Annotated in this window: 17 protein-coding genes; 16 read left to right on the top strand and 1 reads right to left on the bottom strand. The window is 62.1% G+C overall.

The genetic code is table 11. The annotated features are described in order from the left end of the window. Nucleotides 1-39: 39 nt before the first annotated feature. The 5 genes from NCS02_RS09910 (at nt 40) to NCS02_RS09890 (ending at nt 7,176) form a co-directional block, all read left to right on the top strand. Nucleotides 40-1,302 carry an MFS transporter gene (locus NCS02_RS09910; RefSeq protein WP_409017178.1) on the top strand — a complete coding sequence of 421 codons (1,263 nt, stop codon included), beginning with the start codon at nt 40-42 and terminating at the stop codon, nt 1,300-1,302. Between the two features lie 337 nt (nt 1,303-1,639). Beyond that, complete coding sequence (gene carA, locus NCS02_RS09905) at nt 1,640-2,782, top strand: glutamine-hydrolyzing carbamoyl-phosphate synthase small subunit (RefSeq protein ID WP_034473546.1); 1,143 nt, start codon at nt 1,640-1,642, stop codon at nt 2,780-2,782. Nucleotides 2,783-2,815: 33 nt separating this feature from the next. Beyond that, nucleotides 2,816-6,070 (top strand): carbamoyl-phosphate synthase large subunit, encoded by a 3,255-nt coding sequence (gene carB, locus NCS02_RS09900; protein ID WP_250523032.1) that lies wholly within the window; start codon nt 2,816-2,818, stop codon nt 6,068-6,070. Nucleotides 6,071-6,184: 114 nt separating this feature from the next. Beyond that, complete coding sequence (gene greA / locus NCS02_RS09895; protein WP_008342047.1) at nt 6,185-6,661, top strand: transcription elongation factor GreA; 477 nt, start codon at nt 6,185-6,187, stop codon at nt 6,659-6,661. After that, entirely contained in the window at nt 6,661-7,176 is a 516-nt protein-coding gene (locus NCS02_RS09890; protein ID WP_008342046.1) for a DUF4149 domain-containing protein, read from the top strand. Before greA ends, NCS02_RS09890 begins: the two co-directional genes overlap by 1 nt. Nucleotides 7,177-7,232: 56 nt before the next feature. Here NCS02_RS09890 and NCS02_RS09885 read toward each other — a convergent pair whose 3' ends face one another. Beyond that, the gene (locus tag NCS02_RS09885; protein ID WP_250523031.1) at nt 7,233-7,769 is read right to left on the bottom strand and encodes a YhbY family RNA-binding protein; all 537 of its coding nucleotides are present in this window, start codon (nt 7,767-7,769) and stop codon (nt 7,233-7,235) included. A 285-nt stretch (nt 7,770-8,054) separates the two neighbouring features. Between NCS02_RS09885 and NCS02_RS09880 the strand changes: the two genes are divergently transcribed. The 11 genes from NCS02_RS09880 to phoR all read left to right on the top strand — a co-directional run bounded on the left by NCS02_RS09880 (nt 8,055) and on the right by phoR (nt 20,267). Then, complete coding sequence (locus NCS02_RS09880; RefSeq protein ID WP_008342044.1) at nt 8,055-8,717, top strand: RlmE family RNA methyltransferase; 663 nt, start codon at nt 8,055-8,057, stop codon at nt 8,715-8,717. A 185-nt stretch (nt 8,718-8,902) separates the two neighbouring features. Then, complete coding sequence (gene ftsH, locus NCS02_RS09875; protein WP_008342043.1) at nt 8,903-10,789, top strand: ATP-dependent zinc metalloprotease FtsH; 1,887 nt, start codon at nt 8,903-8,905, stop codon at nt 10,787-10,789. A gap of 209 nt (nt 10,790-10,998) precedes the next feature. Continuing rightward, nucleotides 10,999-11,799 (top strand): dihydropteroate synthase, encoded by an 801-nt coding sequence (gene folP, locus NCS02_RS09870; protein WP_250521250.1) that lies wholly within the window; start codon nt 10,999-11,001, stop codon nt 11,797-11,799. A 113-nt stretch (nt 11,800-11,912) separates the two neighbouring features. After that, entirely contained in the window at nt 11,913-13,274 is a 1,362-nt protein-coding gene (glmM, locus tag NCS02_RS09865; RefSeq protein WP_008342040.1) for a phosphoglucosamine mutase, read from the top strand. A gap of 221 nt (nt 13,275-13,495) precedes the next feature. Further along, complete coding sequence (pstS, locus tag NCS02_RS09860; RefSeq protein WP_008342038.1) at nt 13,496-14,527, top strand: phosphate ABC transporter substrate-binding protein PstS; 1,032 nt, start codon at nt 13,496-13,498, stop codon at nt 14,525-14,527. 126 nt (nt 14,528-14,653) lie between these two features. After that, nucleotides 14,654-15,637, top strand: a complete 984-nt coding sequence (pstC, locus tag NCS02_RS09855; RefSeq protein WP_008342037.1) for a phosphate ABC transporter permease PstC — start codon at nt 14,654-14,656, stop codon at nt 15,635-15,637. Next, on the top strand, nt 15,637-16,524 hold the full coding sequence (gene pstA / locus NCS02_RS09850) for a phosphate ABC transporter permease PstA (protein ID WP_008342035.1): 888 nt from the start codon (nt 15,637-15,639) through the stop codon (nt 16,522-16,524). Before pstC ends, pstA begins: the two co-directional genes overlap by 1 nt. A gap of 15 nt (nt 16,525-16,539) precedes the next feature. After that, nucleotides 16,540-17,400, top strand: a complete 861-nt coding sequence (gene pstB / locus NCS02_RS09845) for a phosphate ABC transporter ATP-binding protein PstB (RefSeq protein ID WP_008342032.1) — start codon at nt 16,540-16,542, stop codon at nt 17,398-17,400. 38 nt (nt 17,401-17,438) lie between these two features. Beyond that, the gene (gene phoU / locus NCS02_RS09840) at nt 17,439-18,143 is read left to right on the top strand and encodes a phosphate signaling complex protein PhoU (protein ID WP_008342031.1); all 705 of its coding nucleotides are present in this window, start codon (nt 17,439-17,441) and stop codon (nt 18,141-18,143) included. A 45-nt stretch (nt 18,144-18,188) separates the two neighbouring features. Then, the gene (phoB, locus tag NCS02_RS09835; protein WP_008342029.1) at nt 18,189-18,890 is read left to right on the top strand and encodes a phosphate regulon transcriptional regulator PhoB; all 702 of its coding nucleotides are present in this window, start codon (nt 18,189-18,191) and stop codon (nt 18,888-18,890) included. A 63-nt stretch (nt 18,891-18,953) separates the two neighbouring features. Next, nucleotides 18,954-20,267 (top strand): phosphate regulon sensor histidine kinase PhoR, encoded by a 1,314-nt coding sequence (phoR, locus tag NCS02_RS09830; RefSeq protein WP_008342027.1) that lies wholly within the window; start codon nt 18,954-18,956, stop codon nt 20,265-20,267. The last annotated feature ends 135 nt before the right edge of the window (nt 20,268-20,402 follow it).

Here is a 20,402-nt window from a genome sequence, read left to right as displayed (position 1 = left end):
TTTTGCGGACGCCGCTAAACTGTCGATCCGAAAGAATCGATGAAGCGTCCGTTTCATATGTCGTCCACCGTTCGTCTCCGCGTTTTCATCCTCTTCGCCGCCGGCTACTTCGTCTCGTACGTGTTCCGCGGCGTCAATCTCGGCTTCGCGCCGCTCATCACGCACGAACTCGGCTTGTCGGCCGCCGATCTCGGCCTGCTGACGGCGCTGTACTTCATCGGCTTCGCTGCCGCGCAGATTCCTGTCGGCGTACTGCTCGATCACTTCGGGCCGGCGCGTGTGACGGCCGGCATGCTCGTGTTCGCCGCGGCGGGCATTGGCGTGTTTGGGGCATCGAATAGCCTGGCAGGGCTGATGGCCGGGCGCCTGCTCATCGGCGTGGGCGTGTCGGTGTGTCTGGCGGCGGCGTTCAAGGCGTCGGCGCAGCATTTCCCGATCTGGCGCCTGCCGCTCATCAACGGCTTCACGATGGCCGTCGGCGGATTGGGCGGCGTCGTCGTCGGATCGCCGCTGTCGGCGCTGCTGCAATTCGCAACGTGGCGTCAGGTGTGCTTCGGGCTCGCGGTGTTCACGCTCGTCGTCGCGGCGGCGATTGCGCTCTTCGCGCCGCGCAAGGCGGATACGCATCATCAGGCGGACATCGTCACGCAGTTCAAGGGCACGTGGCACATCATGAGAAGCGCCGCGTTCTGGAAGATCGCGTCGTTTCCGGTCGTCACGCAGGGCGTCTTCTTCGCGATGCAGTCGCTCTGGATCCGTCCCTATCTCATCGACGTGATGAATCTCACGCCCGCGCATTCGTCCGCGATCGTCTCCGTGCTCGGTTTCGCGATGATGTTCGGCTCGGTGGGCTTCGGCGCGGCGGCGCGCAGTCTGGAGCGGCGCGGCGTGTCGGTGTACGCGTTCTGCGGCGCGGGCATGGTGCTTTTCGTCGCCACGCAGTTGCTGATGGTGCTGCGCGTGCCGCTGCCGCCCGCGACGCTCATCGCCGCGTATGGCGTATTCGGCGGCACGGGCATCCTGAGTTATGCGGTCGCGGCGAAGTATTTCCCGTCGCACATGGCGGGACGCGTGAATACGACGCTCACGCTCGTCATCTTCCTGCTGATCTTCGGCTTTCAGGTCGGGGTCGGCACTATGTTGTCGCTTTGGCCTGCGGAAGCGGGGCGCTATCCGGCATCGGCGCATATTTCGGTGTGGGCGGCACTGATTGCGCTGCAAGTGGCGAGCGCGATCTGGTACATGTTGCCGGGCCGCGCGCTGCACGAACGCGAGGCGGAAGTGGAAAACGCGGCGTCGTGATCGGGGCGGCGGGAGGCAAGCAGAGCGCTCCCAAATTTGGCAGATGTGTCAATTTAACGCTATAATTCGAAGGTTTGAGCACATCAACCCGCACCCTAGCGCCTACCTCCCACACACCGTCGTTCGCTGCGCCAGTCGGCGCGCGCCGCACGCCGCCAGTCGCCCGCTTCGTCACTGCGTTTGCCCATGCAAGCGAGCTGAACCGAACCGCGACGCGCGCCTCGCGAGCCGCCGCCACACTGCGCGAAGGAAACCCCTCGTTCTTCGAGCGACGGGAAGCCAAGCCTGAATTTCGGACAGACAGGTCGGTAACAGGGTGTTCCCCAAGGAGCTTCCCGTGTTGCCGTCATTTTCCCCCGCACTTCTCGCACTTGCCGACGGCACGGTCTTTCGTGGTCAATCGATCGGCGCGCCCGGTTCGACGATCGGCGAAGTGGTGTTCAACACCGCCATCACCGGTTATCAGGAAATCCTGACCGATCCGAGCTATGCCCGCCAGATCGTCACGCTGACCTATCCGCACATCGGCAACTACGGCGTGAACGCCGAAGACGTCGAAGCCACCAAAGTCCATGCCGCCGGCCTCATCATTCGCGACCTGCCGGTGCTCGCATCCAACTTCCGTTCCGAGCAGACGCTCTCCGACTATCTCAAGGCGCAAGGCGTCGTCGCGATCGCCGGCATCGACACGCGCAAGCTCACGCGTATCCTGCGCGAGAAGGGCGCGCAGAACGGCTGCATTCTCGCCGGTTCCGATGACGAAGCGAAAGCGCTCGAGCTCGCACGCTCATTCCCGGGCCTCGCGGGCATGGACCTCGCGAAGGTCGTGTCGACGGACCAGCCCTACGAATGGACGCAGACCGAATGGCGTCTGGGCAGCGGCTACGGCAAGCAGGAAGCGCCGAAGTTTCGCGTCGTCGCGTTCGACTATGGCGTGAAGTACAACATCCTGCGCATGCTGGCGGAGCGCGGTTGCCACGTGACCGTGCTGCCCGCGAAATCGACCGCCGCCGATGCGCTCGCGCTCAATCCGGACGGCATCTTCCTGTCGAACGGCCCCGGCGATCCGGAGCCGTGCGATTACGCCATCGCGGCCACCAGGGAATTCATCGAGCGCGGCATTCCGACGTTCGGCATCTGCCTCGGCCATCAGATCATGGGTCTCGCCGTCGGCGCGAAGACGATGAAGATGAAGACCGGCCACCACGGCGCGAACCATCCGGTGAAGGACATGGACGACGGCCGCGTGGTCATCACGTCGCAGAACCACGGTTTCGCGGTCGATGCGTCGACGCTGCCCGCCAACGCGAAAGTCACGCACGTCTCGCTCTTCGACGGCACGCTGCAAGGCTTCGCGCTCACCGACAAGCCCGCCTTCTGCTTCCAGGGCCATCCGGAAGCGTCGCCCGGCCCGCACGACATCGCGTATCTGTTCGACCGCTTCATCAAGCTGATGGAAGCACAGAAGGTCGCAGCCTAAGAACAGAACATCGCAAATATACAGAGCACAGTTATGCCGAAGCGCACAGACATCAAGAGCATCCTCATCATCGGCGCGGGTCCGATCATCATCGGCCAGGCGTGCGAGTTCGATTATTCGGGCGCGCAAGCATGCAAGGCGCTGCGTGAGGAAGGCTACAAGGTCATCCTCGTCAACAGCAATCCGGCGACGATCATGACGGATCCGAACACGGCCGACGTCACGTATATCGAGCCGATTTCGTGGGAAGTGGTCGAACGCATCATCGCGAAAGAGCGCCCGGACGCGATCCTGCCGACCATGGGCGGACAGACCGCGCTCAACTGCGCGCTCGACCTGTTCCATCACGGCGTGCTGGAAAAGTACAAGGTCGAGCTGATCGGTGCGTCGCCGGAAGCGATCGACAAGGCGGAAGACCGCCAGAAGTTCAAAGACGCGATGACGAAGATCGGCCTCGGTTCGGCCAAGTCGGGCATCGCGCATTCGATGGAAGAAGCGCTCGCCGTGCAGCAGCAGATCGCCGAAGCGACCGGCAGCGGCGGCTATCCGACCGTGATTCGTCCGTCGTTCACGCTGGGCGGCTCGGGCGGCGGCATCGCGTACAACAAGGAAGAGTTCGAAGAGATTTGCCGTCGCGGTCTCGATCTCTCGCCGACGCGCGAACTGCTCATCGAAGAATCGCTGCTCGGCTGGAAAGAGTACGAGATGGAAGTCGTCCGCGATAAAAAGGACAACTGCATCATCGTCTGCTCGATCGAGAACCTCGACCCGATGGGCGTGCACACCGGCGATTCCATCACCGTCGCGCCGGCGCAGACGCTCACCGACAAAGAGTATCAAGTGCTGCGCAACGCGTCGCTCGCGGTGCTGCGCGAGATCGGGGTCGATACCGGCGGCTCGAACGTGCAGTTCGCGATCAACCCGAAGGACGGCCGCATGGTCGTCATCGAAATGAATCCGCGCGTGTCGCGTTCGTCGGCGCTGGCATCGAAGGCAACGGGATTCCCGATCGCCAAGGTCGCCGCGAAGCTCGCGTGCGGCTACACGCTCGACGAACTCAAGAACGAAATCACCGGCGGACAAACGCCCGCATCGTTCGAACCGACGATCGATTATGTCGTGACGAAGGTGCCGCGCTTCGCGTTCGAGAAATTCCGCGAAGCCGATTCGCGCCTGACCACGCAGATGAAGTCCGTCGGCGAAGTCATGGCAATGGGCCGCACGTTCCAGGAATCGTTCCAGAAGGCGTTGCGCGGTCTGGAAGTCGGCGTCGACGGTCTCGATGAGAAGACCACGAGCCGCGACGAAGTCATCCGCGAAATTGGCGAGCCGGGTCCGGACCGCATCTGGTATCTCGGCGACGCCTTCCGTCTCGGCCTGACGATGGAAGAAATCTTCGAAGAGACGTCGATCGATCCGTGGTTCCTCGCGCAGATCGAACAGATCATCCTCAAGGAAAAGGCGCTCGAAGGCCGCACGCTCGCGAGCCTCACGCGTGACGAACTGCTGTATCTGAAGAAGAGCGGCTTCTCGGACCGGCGTCTGGCGAAGCTGACCGGTTCGACGCAAGCAGACGTGCGCAAGAAGCGTCACGAAATGAAGGTGCGCCCGGTGTACAAGCGCGTCGACACGTGCGCGGCCGAGTTCGCGACGAAGACCGCCTACATGTACTCGACGTACGAAGAAGAGTGCGAAGCGAATCCGACCGACAAGAAGAAGATCATGGTGCTGGGCGGCGGCCCGAACCGGATCGGGCAGGGCATCGAGTTCGACTACTGCTGCGTGCATGCCGCGCTCGCCATGCGCGAGGACGGCTATGAAACCATCATGGTCAACTGCAATCCGGAGACGGTGTCCACCGACTACGACACGTCCGACCGTCTGTACTTCGAATCGCTGACGCTCGAAGACGTGCTCGAAATCGTCGATCTGGAAAAGCCGGTCGGCGTGATCGTGCAGTACGGCGGCCAGACGCCGCTCAAGCTCGCGCTCGATCTGGAAGCGAACGGCGTGCCGATCATCGGCACGTCGCCGGACATGATCGACGCCGCCGAAGACCGCGAGCGCTTCCAGAAGCTGCTCAAGGATCTCGATCTGCGTCAGCCGCCGAATCGCACGGCGCGCGCCGAAGACGAAGCGCTGAAGCTCGCGGAGGAAATCGGTTATCCGCTGGTCGTGCGTCCGTCGTACGTGCTCGGCGGCCGCGCGATGGAAATCGTCCACGAGCCGCGCGACCTCGAGCGCTACATGCGCGAAGCCGTGAAGGTGTCGAACGATTCGCCGGTGCTGCTCGACCGCTTCCTGAACGACGCGATCGAATGCGACGTCGACTGCATCTCCGATGGCGACGACGTGTTCATCGGCGGCGTGATGGAGCACATCGAACAGGCGGGCGTGCACTCGGGCGACTCGGCTTGCTCGCTGCCGCCGTATTCGCTGTCGCAGGAAACCGTCGACGAACTGAAGCGGCAAACCGCCGCAATGGCGAAGGCACTGAACGTCATCGGCCTGATGAACGTGCAGTTCGCGATTCAGCAAGTCCCGCAAGACGACGGCTCCAAGAAGGACATCATCTACGTGCTGGAAGTGAACCCGCGCGCATCGCGCACGGTGCCGTACGTGTCGAAGGCAACCGGTTTGCCGCTCGCCAAGATCGCTGCTCGCGCGATGGTCGGCCAGAAGCTCAAGGCACAAGGCGTGACGAAGGAAGTCATTCCGCCGTACTTCAGCGTGAAGGAAGCGGTGTTCCCGTTCGTGAAGTTCCCGGCGGTCGATCCGGTGCTCGGACCCGAAATGCGCTCGACCGGCGAAGTGATGGGCGTGGGCCGCACGTTCGGCGAAGCACTCTTCAAGTCGCAGCTCGCGGCGGGCTCGCGTCTGCCGGAATCGGGCACGGTGCTTCTGACCGTGATGGACGCCGACAAGCCGAAGGCCGTCGAAGTCGCGCAGATGCTGCACGAGCTCGGCTATCCGATCGTCGCAACCAAGGGCACGGCCGCGGCCATCGCGGCGGCAGGCGTGCCGGTGAAGGTCGTCAACAAGGTGAAAGACGGCCGTCCGCACATCGTCGACATGATCAAGAACGGCGAGATGGCGCTCGTGTTCACGACCGTCGACGAAACGCGCGCCGCCATCGCCGATTCGCGCTCGATCCGCATGAGCGCGCAGGCCAACAAGGTCACGTACTACACGACGATGTCGGGAGCGCGCGCGGCGGTCGAAGGGTTGAGGTATCTCCGAGATTTGGAAGTCTATGATTTACAAGGCTTGCATGCTCGCCTAAACTAAGGCTTCGATTACTGGTCTAAGTATCACGAGCCGCGGTTAAGCGGCGTCTCCTGCTCTGTGGGAGATGCGCTTAACCGCGGTAATTTTTTTGACGAAATTGTTTGTGAGTGGTCTATGAGCACGATTCCTTTGACGAAGCGCGGCGCGGAGTTGCTGCGCGACGAATTGCAACGCCTGAAGGCCGTGGAGCGTCCGGCGGTCATCAACGCGATCGCGGAGGCGCGCGCGCAAGGCGACTTGTCGGAAAACGCGGAATACGACGCCGCGAAGGAAAAGCAGGGGTTCATCGAGGGCCGCATCGCGGAAATCGAGTCGAAGCTGGCCGCCGCGCAAGTGATCGATCCGACGCAGGTCGAAGCGGAAGGTCGCGTGGTGTTCGGCGCGACCGTCGAACTCGAGGACCTGGAATCGGGCGACATGGTGACGTATCAGATCGTCGGCGATGACGAAGCCGACATCGATCACGGCCTCATCTCCGTGAGCTCGCCGATCGCGCGCGCACTGATCGCGAAGTCGGAAGGCGACGTGGCATCGGTGCAGGCGCCGAGCGGCGCACGCGAATACGAGATCATCGCGGTTCGCTACGTCTGATGGAGCACCGGCTCTTTCGCACCATCAGCATGGTCTGGGTCGGCAGTCTGCTGACCCTCGGCCTGGTCGCTGCGCCCGTGCTCTTTTCGATGCTCGACCGCACGTCGGCGGGCTCGGTGGCGGCGCAGCTCTTCCGCATCGAGGCGATCATCGGCGTGATCAGCGCGCTGGTGCTGATCCTCATCGGCAATCGCTTCGTGAAAAGCGGCATCGTCGATTACAAACGCGTGCGGTGGATCGTCGCGGTGATGCTCGTGTGCGTGCTGGTCGGCTATTTCGCCTTGCAGCCGTTCATGAACTCGCTGCGAATGGCGGCGCAGGAAGCGGGCACCGATCTCGCGAGCTCGCCGTATGCGAAGGAGTTCGGCATTCTGCACGGCCTATCCAGCGCGATCTATCTGATCGAATGCCTGTTCGGCATTGCGCTGGTGTGGCGCTTGCCGGGCGCGGCGCCCGTCAAGATCGTGCCGAAGGGGAAATCCGCCAAGGTGGCGGCGAAAAGAGCGCGAAGCTGAATCGCGCTTGCTCGGGACGGCGCGTGCGTTTCATTGGAAATGCACACGCCGTTCAATCATTTGACCGTCTGATGCTGGCGCTTCGAGCTGGTCTGACGTTTCTTCGCGCGCTTCACGTTGCCGCCGGCGGTCACACGTTCGTTGCCCAGTACCTTCAGCGTCTGCTTTTTGGGTTTCTTGAACGCGGGCGCATCGCGGGTGATTTTCACTGCCCTCACCGTGCGCGGCGCGCGGCCCTTCGTCTCGCGTTCGGCGGCTTCGCCTGCGCTCGGAGGCATCGTGCTGCGCGTGCGGGTGGAGCGGGTTTTCGGAGCGGCGCCTTCGGGTCTCCAGATCACGAGCAGCTTGCCGATATGCTGAATAGGCGCGGCGTTCAGGCGATCGCAGATTTCGTCGTAGATTTCGACGCGTGCTTCGCGTTCGTCGCCGAATACGCGGACCTTGATGAGCTGATGCGCTTCCAGGTGGACGTTGATTTCCTTCAGCACGGCATCGGTCAGACCCTCCGCGCCGACGAGCACGACGGGCTTGAGCGCATGGGCCTGGGAGCGCAGATCGGCGCGTTCGGCGGGGGAGAGTTTAAGAGCTGGCATGAGAAATTTCGGACTCGACTAAAATGTGGGCGGCGTGAGGTAGATTCGCGAGGCGGTTTGAACACGCTGCAGCGAAAGCGCACGGCTTCGTGCCGGATCTTCGGCGCATCGGTCGCGCCACCGCCCACCAGAAACAGAACAGGCCGGATGCACGGGTTTTCGGAGCGCGAGCGCGCCGAGGACCGGTCCGGCCGACAAGACGCGTATTATCCGCTAAAAGCCTCGCGCGATGCAGCAAAATACGCACCGGGCGTGCTGTCAGCGCGCCACATGAGCTCAGTTTGAATGGCAAAGAACCGTTTTAATCATTCGTGGTTGCATGACCACATCAACGATCCCTACGTAAAGATGGCGCAGCGCGAGGGCTATCGCGCGCGCGCCGCATACAAGCTGAAGGAGATCGACGAGCAGGACAAACTCATCAAGCCGGGTCAGGTCATCGTCGATCTCGGCTCGACGCCCGGCTCCTGGAGCCAGTACGCGCGCAACAAACTCGCGCAGGGCGCGAAGCGCGATGCCGAGCGCCAGGGCGGCATCGACGGCACGATCATCGCGCTGGATATTCTGCCGATGGAGCCGATTTCGGACGTCACGTTTATCCAAGGCGACTTTCGCGAGGACGAAGTGCTCGCGCAACTCGATGAAATCGTCGGCGAGCGTCAGGTGGACCTTGTAATCTCCGACATGGCCCCCAACCTCTCAGGCGTGGCGAGTGCGGATGCCGCGCGCATCGAGCATCTATGCGATCTGGCGCTGGAGTTCGCGCAGAACCATCTGAAACCGGAGGGTGCGCTGCTGGTCAAATGTTTTCACGGCAGCGGATACAGCCAGATCGTTGAGAAGTTCAAGCAACAGTTCAAGGTGGTTGCGCCACGCAAGCCGAAAGCTTCTCGCGACAAATCGTCGGAGACTTTTATTCTCGGGCGGCGGCTCAAGCAACCGAACTGAACGGCCCGCTCGAGCGATTCGGCGAATTACGGCGATATTTTCGCGGAATATGCCGAAAAAAACCTCTCTGCCGCTATTTGTGCGGTAGTTAAACCTTATGGCAGGGGTTAGCGGTCTGGATTAGAATGCTTTGGTGGCGTCGCAAGGTTTATGTAGGCGCCCGTCTATGAGTGAGGAGTGGTGCTTTGAACAACAATATGTTCTCTAAAGCGGCAGTGTGGCTCGTGATCGCACTGGTGCTGTTTACGGTGTTCAAGCAGTTCGATAAGCCCCGCGTCCAGGAAGGTGTGTCCTATTCGCAGTTCATGGACGACGCGAAGAACGGCAAAGTCAAGAACGTCACCGTTCAGGGCCGCAATCTGACGGTCACTCCGAACGACGGCCAGAAGTACCAGATCGTGTCGCCCGGCGACATATGGATGGTCGGCGACTTGATGAAATACGGCGTTCAGGTCAGCGGCAAGGCTGACGATGAACCGAATGCGCTCGTCTCCGCGCTGTACTACCTCGGACCTACGATCCTGATCATCGGCTTCTGGTTCTACATGATGAGGCAGATGCAGGGAGGCGGCAAAGGCGGGGCGTTTTCGTTCGGGAAGTCGCGAGCGCGGCTGATCGACGAAAACAACAACGCAATCAATTTCACCGACGTCGCGGGTTGCGACGAAGCCAAGGAAGAAGTCTCGGAACTCGTGGACTTCCTGCGCGACCCGCAGAAATTCCAAAAGCTCGGCGGACGCATTCCGCGCGGCGTGCTGCTGGTCGGCCCGCCGGGAACCGGTAAGACGCTGCTGGCGCGCGCCATCGCGGGCGAAGCGAAAGTGCCGTTCTTCAGCATTTCGGGTTCGGACTTCGTCGAAATGTTCGTCGGCGTGGGCGCGGCTCGTGTGCGCGACATGTTCGAGCAGGCGAAGAAGCATGCGCCGTGTATCGTGTTCATCGACGAAATCGACGCGGTTGGCCGTCATCGCGGCGCCGGCATGGGCGGCGGCAACGACGAGCGCGAGCAGACGCTGAACCAGATGCTCGTCGAGATGGACGGCTTCGAGGCGAATTCCGGTGTGATCGTGATCGCGGCGACGAACCGTTCGGACGTGCTGGACAAGGCGCTGCTCCGTCCGGGCCGTTTCGACCGTCAGGTCTATGTCGGTCTGCCGGATATCCGCGGCCGCGAGCACATCATGAAGGTGCACCTGCGCAAGGTGCCTATCGCGAACGACGTCGATGCATCGGTCATCGCGCGCGGCACGCCGGGTTTCTCGGGCGCCGATCTCGCGAATCTCGTGAACGAGGCTGCGCTGTTCGCGGCGCGTCGCGGCAAGCGCATCGTCGAGATGCAGGATTTCGAGGACGCGAAGGACAAGATCTTCATGGGTCCGGAGCGCAAATCGGCTGTGATGCGCGAAGAAGAGCGTCGCAATACGGCATACCACGAGTCGGGTCACGCGGTGGTTGCGAAGCTGCTTCCGCATGCCGATCCGGTGCACAAGGTCACGATCATGCCGCGCGGCTGGGCGCTGGGCGTTACGTGGCAGTTGCCCGAGCATGACCGCGTGAACCTGTATCGCGACAAGATGCTGGAGGAAATCGCGATCCTGTTCGGTGGCCGCGCAGCGGAAGAAGTGTTCCTGAATTCGATGTCGACCGGTGCGTCGAACGACTTTGAGCGCGCAACGAAGATGGCGCGCGACATGGTGACGCGCTACGGCATGTCCGACGTGCTCGGCACGATGGTCTACGTCGATACGGAAGACAACGGCATGTTCGGCAAGATGGGCGCGAAGTCGGTGTCCGAAGCCACGCAGCAGAAGGTCGATGCGGAAATCCGCCGCATCCTCGACGAGCAATATGCGCTCGCCCGGAAGCTGCTGGAAGACAACCGCGACAAGGTCGAAGCGATGACCAAGGCGCTGCTCGAATGGGAAACCATCGACGCGGACCAGATTGGCGACATCATGTCGGATCGTCCGCCGCGTCCGCCGAAGAACATGCCGCCGCCGTCCGGCGACACGCCATCCGGTGGTAGCAGCGGCACCGAGGTCAAACCGGGTAACGCGCCGGCAACGGCCTGAGTTTCCTGCATGAGTTCATGGGCCGGTGTGCATAGCACGCCGGCCCATTTTCACTTTCTGGCGTCCGTTTTTAATCAGGTGCTGAACGCGGCGCCGTCTCAGTCCCTCCGTTCCGTTCTATCCGCTTGGCCACTTCAACCCCATCCCCGATTTCAGCCGCGCCGCTCCAATGCGGACGCTTCACGCTGACCTTCGACCGCCCGCTCGTCATGGGCATCCTCAACGTTACGCCGGACTCGTTCTCCGATGGCGGCCGCTTCATTTCGCGCGACGCCGCACTGGCTCGCGCCGAGCAGATGCTCGCCGACGGCGCCGACATGATCGATATCGGCGGTGAATCCACGCGTCCCGGCGCGCCGCCCGTGCCGCTCGACGAGGAACTCGAGCGCGTGGTGCCGATAGTCGAGGCATTGCGCGCCGTTCGAGTGCCGCTTTCCGTCGACACGTACAAACCAGCCGTGATGCGCGCCGCGCTCGACGCCGGCGCGGACATGATCAACGACATCTGGGGCTTGCGTCAGGACGGCGCGATCGACGCCGTCAAGGGCAGCAACTGCGGACTTTGCGTGATGCACATGCTCGGCGAGCCGCGCACGATGCAGCTTCACGAGCCGGTGTACGAAGACGTCGTCGCCGACGTGCGCGCGTTCTTCGCGGAGCGCGTCGCCGCGCTCGGGCGCGCGGGCATTGCGACAGAGCGCATCAGTCTCGATCCGGGTTACGGCTTCGGCAAGACGGTCGAGCATAATTACGCGTTGCTCGCGCATCTCACGGACACGTCGCCCGCCGGGACGAACTTTCCGTTGCTCGCGGGCATGTCGCGCAAGTCGATGCTTGGCGCCGTCACCGGACGCGGCGCGGGCGAGCGGCTCGCGGCGAGCGTCGCCGCGGCGGTGTGCGCGGCAGAGCGGGGCGCGGCCATCATCCGCGTCCACGATGTCGCCGAAACCGTCGATGCGCTGAAAGTCTGGCAGGCAACAAAGAATGCTGCCGGGAATGGGCATTATTGACACTGGCCTCATTCATCAGCAATTTGGGCGCAGGCGCGCGCCGATAGAACTCATTAACTAAAATCGTGGACCGATACGATGCGCCGAACGGTCGCGAGGAGGGTCAAGCAACAATGGCACGTCAATATTTTGGAACCGACGGCATCCGCGGCCGCGTAGGCGTCGCGCCGATCACGCCGGATTTCGTACTCAAGCTCGGCTACGCGGCCGGAAAGGTGCTTGCGGGCGCCGACCGCGCACAGCAAAAGAAGGGCAATCGTCCGACGGTATTGATCGGCAAGGACACGCGCGTGTCGGGCTACATGCTCGAAGCCGCGCTGGAATCCGGCTTTTCGGCGGCGGGTGTCGACGTGATGCTGGCCGGCCCGATGCCGACGCCTGGCGTCGCCTATCTGACGCGGGCACTGCGGCTGTCGGCGGGCGTCGTGATCAGCGCGTCGCACAATCCGTACGACGACAACGGCATCAAATTTTTCTCCGCCGACGGCAACAAGCTGCCCGACGAAGTCGAACTGGAAATCGAGCGCCAGCTCGAGCAGCCGATGGAATGCGCGCCTTCCGAGCGCCTCGGTAAAGCCCGGCGTCTGGATGATGCAGGCGGACGCTACATCGAATTCTGCAAGAGCACCTTTCCCGCGAGTTTCGACTTGCGCGGTCTGAAGCTCGTCGTCGATTGCGCGCACGGCGCCGCATATGACGTCGCGCCGCACGTTTTCCATGAACTCGGCGCGGAAGTCGTGTCGATCGGCGTGTCGCCGAACGGCTTCAACATCAACGACGGCGTTGGCGCGACCGCCCCGGACGCGCTCGTGCGCGCGGTGGTCGAGCACAAGGCGGATATTGGCATCGCGCTCGACGGCGACGCGGACCGTCTGCAGGTCGTCGATTCGTCCGGCCGTCTCTATAACGGCGACGAATTGCTCTACGTGCTGGTCAAGGATCGCATCGCGACCGATGGCAAGGTGGAAGGCGCAGTCGGCACGCTGATGACCAACATGGCCGTCGAGGTGGCGCTGAAGGAGGCGGGCGTGCAGTTCGTGCGCGCGGCGGTCGGCGACCGCTACGTCCTCGAAAAATTGCGCGAGAACGGCTGGCTGCTGGGCGCGGAAGGCTCGGGCCACATCCTTTCGCTGGACCGTCACTCGACCGGCGACGGCATCGTCTCGGCGCTCCTCGTGCTTGCAGCGATCCAGCGCAGCGGCAAGTCGCTCGCCGATCTGCTTCGCGGCGTCAGCCTGTTCCCGCAAAAGCTCATCAACGTGCGGATGAGCGCGGGCGCGGACTGGAAAGGCAGCGCCGCGATTCGCCGCGCGGTCGAGCAAGCCGAGCAATCCCTCCAATCGCACGGCCGGGTCTTGATTCGCGCGTCGGGAACCGAACCGGTCTTGCGCGTGATGGTGGAAGCATCGGCGCAACAGGACGCGGTTCGATACGCGGAAACGATTGCGCAGGTCGTAAAGGACGCGACTTCGTAGGCGTTCACTGAAGTTCGTCGCGTTTCGCTAAAAGCGGGCTTCGGCCCGCTTTTTTATTTGCGCCGCTGGCTTGACGGATCGGCTGTGATCAAACTTTCAGCACGTAAGCGCATTGACATGCTGGCTTCACGATTAGTCATATTACTGTCACAGACTCCTCCTATATTTCGCGGTGTCGTCTACACGCTCACGCGACACACGCTCACTACTGGAGATTAAGAATGAAATTGATGCAAACCGCGCTGGCCGGCCTGATTGGTGCAGTGTTCGCCATCTCCGCTCAAGCAGCCGACATCACCGGCGCGGGTTCCACCTTTGCAGCGCCGATCTACACGAAGTGGGCGGACGCCTACCAGAAAACGGGCGGCGGCAAGGTGAACTACCAAGGCATCGGCTCGTCGGGCGGTATCAAGCAAATCATCGCGAAGACCGTGGATTTCGCGGGCTCGGACGCTCCGTTGAAAGACGACGAACTCGCGAAGAACGGCCTGTTCCAGTTCCCGACGGTCGTCGGCGGCGTGGTGCCGGTCATCAACGTGCCGGGCGTGAAAGCTGGCGAAGTGACGCTATCGGGCCAGGTGCTCGGCGACATCTACCTCGGCAAGATCAAGAAGTGGAACGACCCGGAAATCGCCGCGCTGAACCCGAAGGTCAAGCTGCCGGATACGGACATCGCGGTCGTGCGCCGCGCCGACGGCTCCGGCACGAGCTTCATCTGGACGAACTATCTGTCGAAGGTGAACACCGAGTGGAAGTCGAAGGTCGGCGAAGGTTCGACGGTCAACTGGCCGACGGGCACGGGCGGCAAGGGCAACGACGGCGTCGCGGCATTCGTGCAGCGTCTGCCGGGCGCGATCGGCTACGTCGAATGGGCGTACGCGAAGCAGAACAAGATGACCTACGTCGGCATGAAGAATTCGGCCGGCACGGTCGTCGAGCCGAAGACCGACACGTTCAAGGCAGCGGCAGCGGGCGCGGACTGGTCGAAGTCGTTCTATCAGATTCTGACGGACGAGCCGGGCAAGAACGCGTGGCCGATCGTCGGCGCGACCTTCGTGCTGCTGCACGCGACGCAAGAGAAGCCGGCGCAGGGCACGGAAACGCTGAAATTCTTCGACTGGGCGTTCAAGAACGGCGGCCAGGCTGCGAACGATCTCGACTATATCTCGCTGCCGGATTCGGTCGTCGCCGAAATCAAGACGCAATGGAAGGCGAAGGTCAAGGACGCATCGGGCAAGGCGGTCGCGGAATAAGGGAAGCAAGCAGTCGTTTGAAACTGTCCTAAGCTTCTGATTCGCGGGACAGCAACGCAGCAAGGAAGCCGCGCGGCGAGCCAACGTTCGCCGCGCGGTCTGACACGTAGCGAAACCAAGGCTCCCATGTCGGACATCAACCTATCGTCGGCCGTGCCGGCGGCGCATACGCAGCGCGCGCCGAGCCGCATCGGCGACATCATTTTCGGCGGCGTGACGCGGCTTGCGGCTGTCATCACGCTGCTCCTGCTCGGCGGCATCATCGTTTCGCTGATCATCGCGTCGATGCCGACCATTCAGAAATTCGGCCTCTCGTTCCTCTGGCGTTCGGAATGGGATCCGCCCAGCGACTCGTTCGGGGCGCTCGTGCCCATCTACGGCACGATTGCGACGTCGATCATCGCGCTCATCATCGCGGTGCCGGTGAGCTTCGGCATCGCGCTCTTTCTGACCGAACTGTCGCCCGCGTGGCTGCGCCGTCCGCTCGGCGTCGCGATCGAACTTCTCGCGGCGATTCCGTCGATCGTCTACGGCATGTGGGGCCTGCTCGTGTTCGCGCCGATCTTCGCGCAATACTTCGAAAAGCCCCTCGGCAAGCTGCTCGGCGACGTGCCCCTGATCGGCATCTTCTTTCAAGGCGCGCCGATCGGCATCGGCATTCTGTGCGCCGGCGTGATTCTCGCGATCATGATCATTCCGTACATCGCATCCGTGATGCGCGACGTGTTCGAAGTGACGCCCGTGCTGCTGAAGGAATCGGCATACGGCATCGGCTGCACGACGTGGGAAGTCATGTGGAAGATCGTGCTGCCCTATACGCGCGCCGGCGTGATCGGCGGCGTCATGCTCGGCCTCGGCCGCGCGCTCGGCGAGACGATGGCTGTGACGTTCGTCATCGGCAATACGAACCTGCTCGACAACGTGTCGCTCTTCTCGCCCGGCAACAGCATCACCTCGGCGCTCGCGAACGAATTCGCGGAAGCGAGTCCGGGCCTGCATACGTCGGCGTTGATGGAGCTCGGTCTGATTCTTTTCGTCATCACGTTCTTCGTGCTCGCGCTCTCGAAGCTGATGCTTCTGCGCATGGAACGCGGGGAGGGCCGTAAATAATGAGCCGTCCCGCTACGTTCAACCAGGATTCGAGCCGCGTGGAAGCCACGCGTCAGAAGCTGCAGCGCCGCCGCCGCGGCACGAACGCGGTTGCGCTGACGCTCTCGCTCGCCGCGATGGCCTTCGGCCTCATCTGGCTCGTGTGGATTCTCTTCACGACGCTCAGGCTCGGCATCGGCGGGTTGTCGGTCGATCTGTTCACGCAATCGACGCCGCCGCCGAACACCGATGGCGGCGGTCTCGCCAACGCGATCGTCGGCTCGCTGATGCTCGTCGTGCTCGCAACGTTCGTCGGCACGCCGCTCGGCATTCTCGCGGGCGTCTACCTCGCGGAGTACGGCCAGAAGCGCTGGCTCGCGAGCGTCACGCGCTTCATCAACGACATCTTGCTGTCGGCGCCTTCGATCGTCGTCGGTCTCTTCGTGTATGCGATCGTCGTCGCGAAGATGGGCCGCTTCTCGGGCTGGGCCGGCGTGATCGCGTTGGCGCTGCTGCAGATTCCGATCGTGATTCGCACGACGGAAAACATGCTGAAGCTCGTGCCGAACGCATTGCGCGAAGCCGCGTTCGCACTTGGCACGCCCAAGTGGAAGATGGTGATGTCGATCACGCTGAAGGCGTCGGTGGGCGGCATCGTGACGGGCGTGTTGCTGGCGGTCGCGCGTATCGCCGGCGAAACCGCGCCGCTGCTTTTCACGGCGCTGTCGAATCAATTTTTCTCGTGGGACATGAATCAGCCGGTGGCCAATCTGCCGGTGACGATCTACAAGTTCGCGATGAGTCCGTTCCCGCAGTGGCAATCGCTCGCGTGGGCCGGTGTGTTCCTGATTACGCTCGGCGTGCTGGGTCTGAATATCCTGGCGCGCGCGATCTTCTCGAAGAAATAAGGGTGGAGTGATTCCATGAACATGGTCGAAAGCGGTGTCAACCACCAGGAAAAGCAGATCGAGCGCGGCCCGGTGCCGGGCAGCGTGCGCCCGACGCACAGTTCGCAGCCTGCCGATTCCATCAAGCCGAAGATCGAGGTGAACAACCTCAACTTCTTCTACAACAAGTATCACGCGCTGAAGAACATCAACCTGCGCATTCCCGAGAAGAAAGTGACGGCGTTCATTGGTCCGTCGGGCTGCGGCAAGTCCACGCTTCTGCGCACGTTCAACAAGATGTATGCGCTTTATCCGGAGCAGCGCGCCGAAGGCGAAATCCTGATGGACGGCACGAACCTGCTCGACACGACGAAGGATATTTCGCTCCTGCGCGCGCGCGTGGGCATGGTGTTCCAGAAGCCGACGCCGTTCCCGATGTCGATCTACGACAACATCGCGTTCGGCGTGAAGATGTTCGAGCAACTGTCGCGCTCGGAAATGGATGACCGCGTCGAATGGGCGCTCACGAAAGCCGCGCTCTGGACCGAAGTAAAGGACAAGTTGCAGCAAAGCGGCTACGGTCTGTCGGGTGGCCAGCAGCAGCGTCTGTGCATCGCGCGCGGCATCGCGATTCGTCCGGAAGTGCTGCTGCTGGACGAACCTTGCTCGGCGCTCGACCCGATTTCGACGGGCCGTATCGAAGAGCTGATCGCCGAACTGAAAAGCGATTACACGGTCGTCATCGTCACGCACAACATGCAGCAGGCGGCGCGTTGTTCGGACTACACTGCCTATATGTATCTCGGTGAATTGATCGAGTTCGGCGACACCGAAAAGATCTTCATCAAGCCGGCCCGCAAGGAAACGGAAGACTACATCACGGGCCGCTTCGGCTGATCGTCAGCCAGGTGAAACAGAAGGCTTAAGGAGCATATATGTCCGATAAACATCTTTCGAGCCAGTTCGACGCCGATCTCAACGCGGTGTCGTCGAAAGTGCTGGAAATGGGCGGTCTGGTCGAGTCGCAGATCATCGCGGCGATGCAGGCGCTGAACGAATTCGACATCGGCATCGCGGATCAGGTGATCGCGGCCGAAGCGCGTCTGAACATGATGGAAGTGGAGATCGACGAAGAGTGCAGCAACATCATCGCGCGCCGTCAGCCGGCTGCGCGTGACTTGCGTCTGTTGATGGCGATCTCGAAGACGATCACGAATCTCGAACGCGCCGGCGACGAAGCGGAGAAGATCGCCAAGCGCGTGAAGCGCATCAACGAAGACGGCGCGGGCCGCACGGTGAACATCGCCGAGATCAAGCTGTCGGGCGAAATGGCGGTATCGATCCTGCGCCGCGCGCTCGATGCGTTCGCGCGTCTCGACACGGTTGCCGCCGCGCAGATCGTGCGCGACGACAAGGCCATCGACGAGGAATTCCGCGCCTTCGTGCGCAAGCTCGTGACGTACATGATGGAAGATCCGCGCACGATTTCGGCGGGCCTCGATTATCTGTTCATCGCGAAAGCGGTGGAGCGCATCGGCGATCACGCGAAGAACATCGCTGAGTTCATCATCTACATCGTCAAGGGCACCGACGTGCGGCATATTTCGCGCGATCAGCTCGAACGTGAGGCGCTGAGTTAATCGCGCGCAATCGTTTCATTTCAAGCAAAAGGTCAAGAGGTGCCGATGCCCAGCAGTATCCTCGTCGTCGAAGACGAACCCGCGATCTCCGAACTGATTTCGGTGAACCTTCAACATGCGGGACATTGCCCGATTCGTGCGTATAACGCGGAACAGGCGCAAAACCTGATCAGCGACGTGCTGCCCGATCTCGTGTTGCTCGACTGGATGTTGCCGGGCAAGTCGGGCATCGCGTTCGCGCGAGAGCTGCGCAACAACGAGCGCACGAAGCACATTCCGATCATCATGCTGACAGCGCGCGGCGACGAGCAGGACAAGGTGCTTGGCCTCGAAATCGGCGCGGACGATTACGTCACGAAGCCGTTCTCGCCGAAGGAACTGATGGCGCGCATCAAGGCGGTGTTGCGCCGGCGCGCGCCGCAGTTGACCGAAGACGTCGTCGCGATCAACGGGCTGCGTCTCGATCCGGCGACGCATCGCGTGGCGGCGAGTCATTCGGGCAACGACATCAAGCTCGATCTCGGTCCGACGGAATTTCGCCTGCTGCACTTTTTCATGACGCATCCTGAGCGCGTGCACAGCCGCACGCAATTGCTGGATCAGGTGTGGGGCGATCACGTGTTCGTCGAAGAGCGCACGGTCGATGTGCATATCAAGCGTCTGCGTGCTGCGCTCAAGCCGGCGGGTTGCGATGCTATGATCGAAACGGTGCGCGGCAGCGGATACCGGCTTGCGAAGAGCGCCTGAGTTCTGCTTCAACGTTATCCGCTCTAACTTGCCGCATCAACGTCACTCAGACTCACCGACAACATGAACATCATCTGGACGCGTGCGATCGTGTCCCTCGCGCTGCTCGCCGCGCTCTGCGCCGCGATCGGCGCATTCGCGGGCTTGCGCATCGCGCTTGCCTTCGCGGTGCTCATGCTCGTCGTGCAGGGCTTCTTCGTCACGTATCACATGCAGCGCCTCTGGCGTCTGCTCGAAGCGCCGGTTTACGGCGAGGTGCCGAGCGCGCTCGGCATCTGGGGCGAGATCTACTATCGCCTGCACAAGCTCGCGAAGCGCTGGCACGCGCAAGTGCGTCAGGTCGAGCAACAGCATGCGCGCTTCATTCAGGCGATCCAGGCGTCACCGAACGGCGTCGCGATGCTCGACGATCACGATCAGATCGAGTGGTGTAACGACATCGCCGAGAAGCACTTCGGTCTCGATGCGAAGCGCGACTTGCGCCAGCACATCACGCATCTCGTGCGCAATCCCGATTTCGTCCGCTATCTGAACGCGCACCACTACGAAGAGATGCTCGTGATGCGCGGCATGGGCGTGAATCGCAAGTACACGGTTTCGGTGCAGGTGTTTCCGTACGGTGACAATCGCAAGCTGCTTCTGACGCAGGACATTACCGAACTGGAGCGCACGGATTCGATGCGCCGCGATTTCGTCGCCAATGTCTCGCATGAGTTGAAGACGCCGCTTACCGTGCTATCCGGCTTTCTCGAAACCATGCGTGAGTTGCCGCTCGATGAAGCCGATCGCATGCGTTATCTCGACATGATGGAGCAGCAGGCGTCGCGCATGCAGAACATCGTGCGCGATCTGCTCGTGCTCGCGAATCTCGAAGGCGATATGCGGCCGCCTGGCGATGAACTGCTGGATATGCGCGCCGTGCTGCGTCATTTGGAAGACGACGCGAACAATCTGTCGAACGGGCGCCATCGCATCACGTTTCATAGCGACGATGCGCTGACGGTTGCGGGCGTCGAGACCGAAGTGATGAGTGCGCTCGGCAATCTCGTGACCAACGCCGTGCGTTATACGCCTGATGGCGGGACCATCGAGGTGACGTGGCAGCGCATGAAGGATCGTGCGGTTTTTACGGTGCGGGATACGGGGCTCGGGATTCCTGCGGAGCATATTCCGCGTTTGACGGAGCGGTTTTATCGAGTGGATCGGAGCCGGTCGCGGGATACGGGGGGGACAGGGCTTGGGCTTGCCATCGTCAAGCATGTGCTGCAACGGCACGGTGCAGAGCTCGACGTTAAAAGCGAAGTGGGGAAGGGGAGTATGTTTATCGTGAGGTTTCCAGGGTCGCGGACAGCGTTTAGGAAGTCGCTTGCGGCTTGAGTGGGTTCTGGTGATTGTCGCCGGATCCCGTTGTCGTGTCGGTCTTGTGCTTGTTTGCTTCCGCTTTCGTAGAATCCTGTTTTCGCGTCGGTCTATTAGCGTTGCCCCTGTGCGGGGCGGCAGTGCTAATAGACC

Source organism: Caballeronia sp. NCF2 (assembly GCF_023631205.1).
In the GTDB taxonomy this organism is placed as follows: domain Bacteria; phylum Pseudomonadota; class Gammaproteobacteria; order Burkholderiales; family Burkholderiaceae; genus Caballeronia; species Caballeronia zhejiangensis.
The sequence above is the reverse complement of the archived record's forward strand: the minus strand, read 5'-3'. Positions and strand labels throughout refer to the sequence as shown.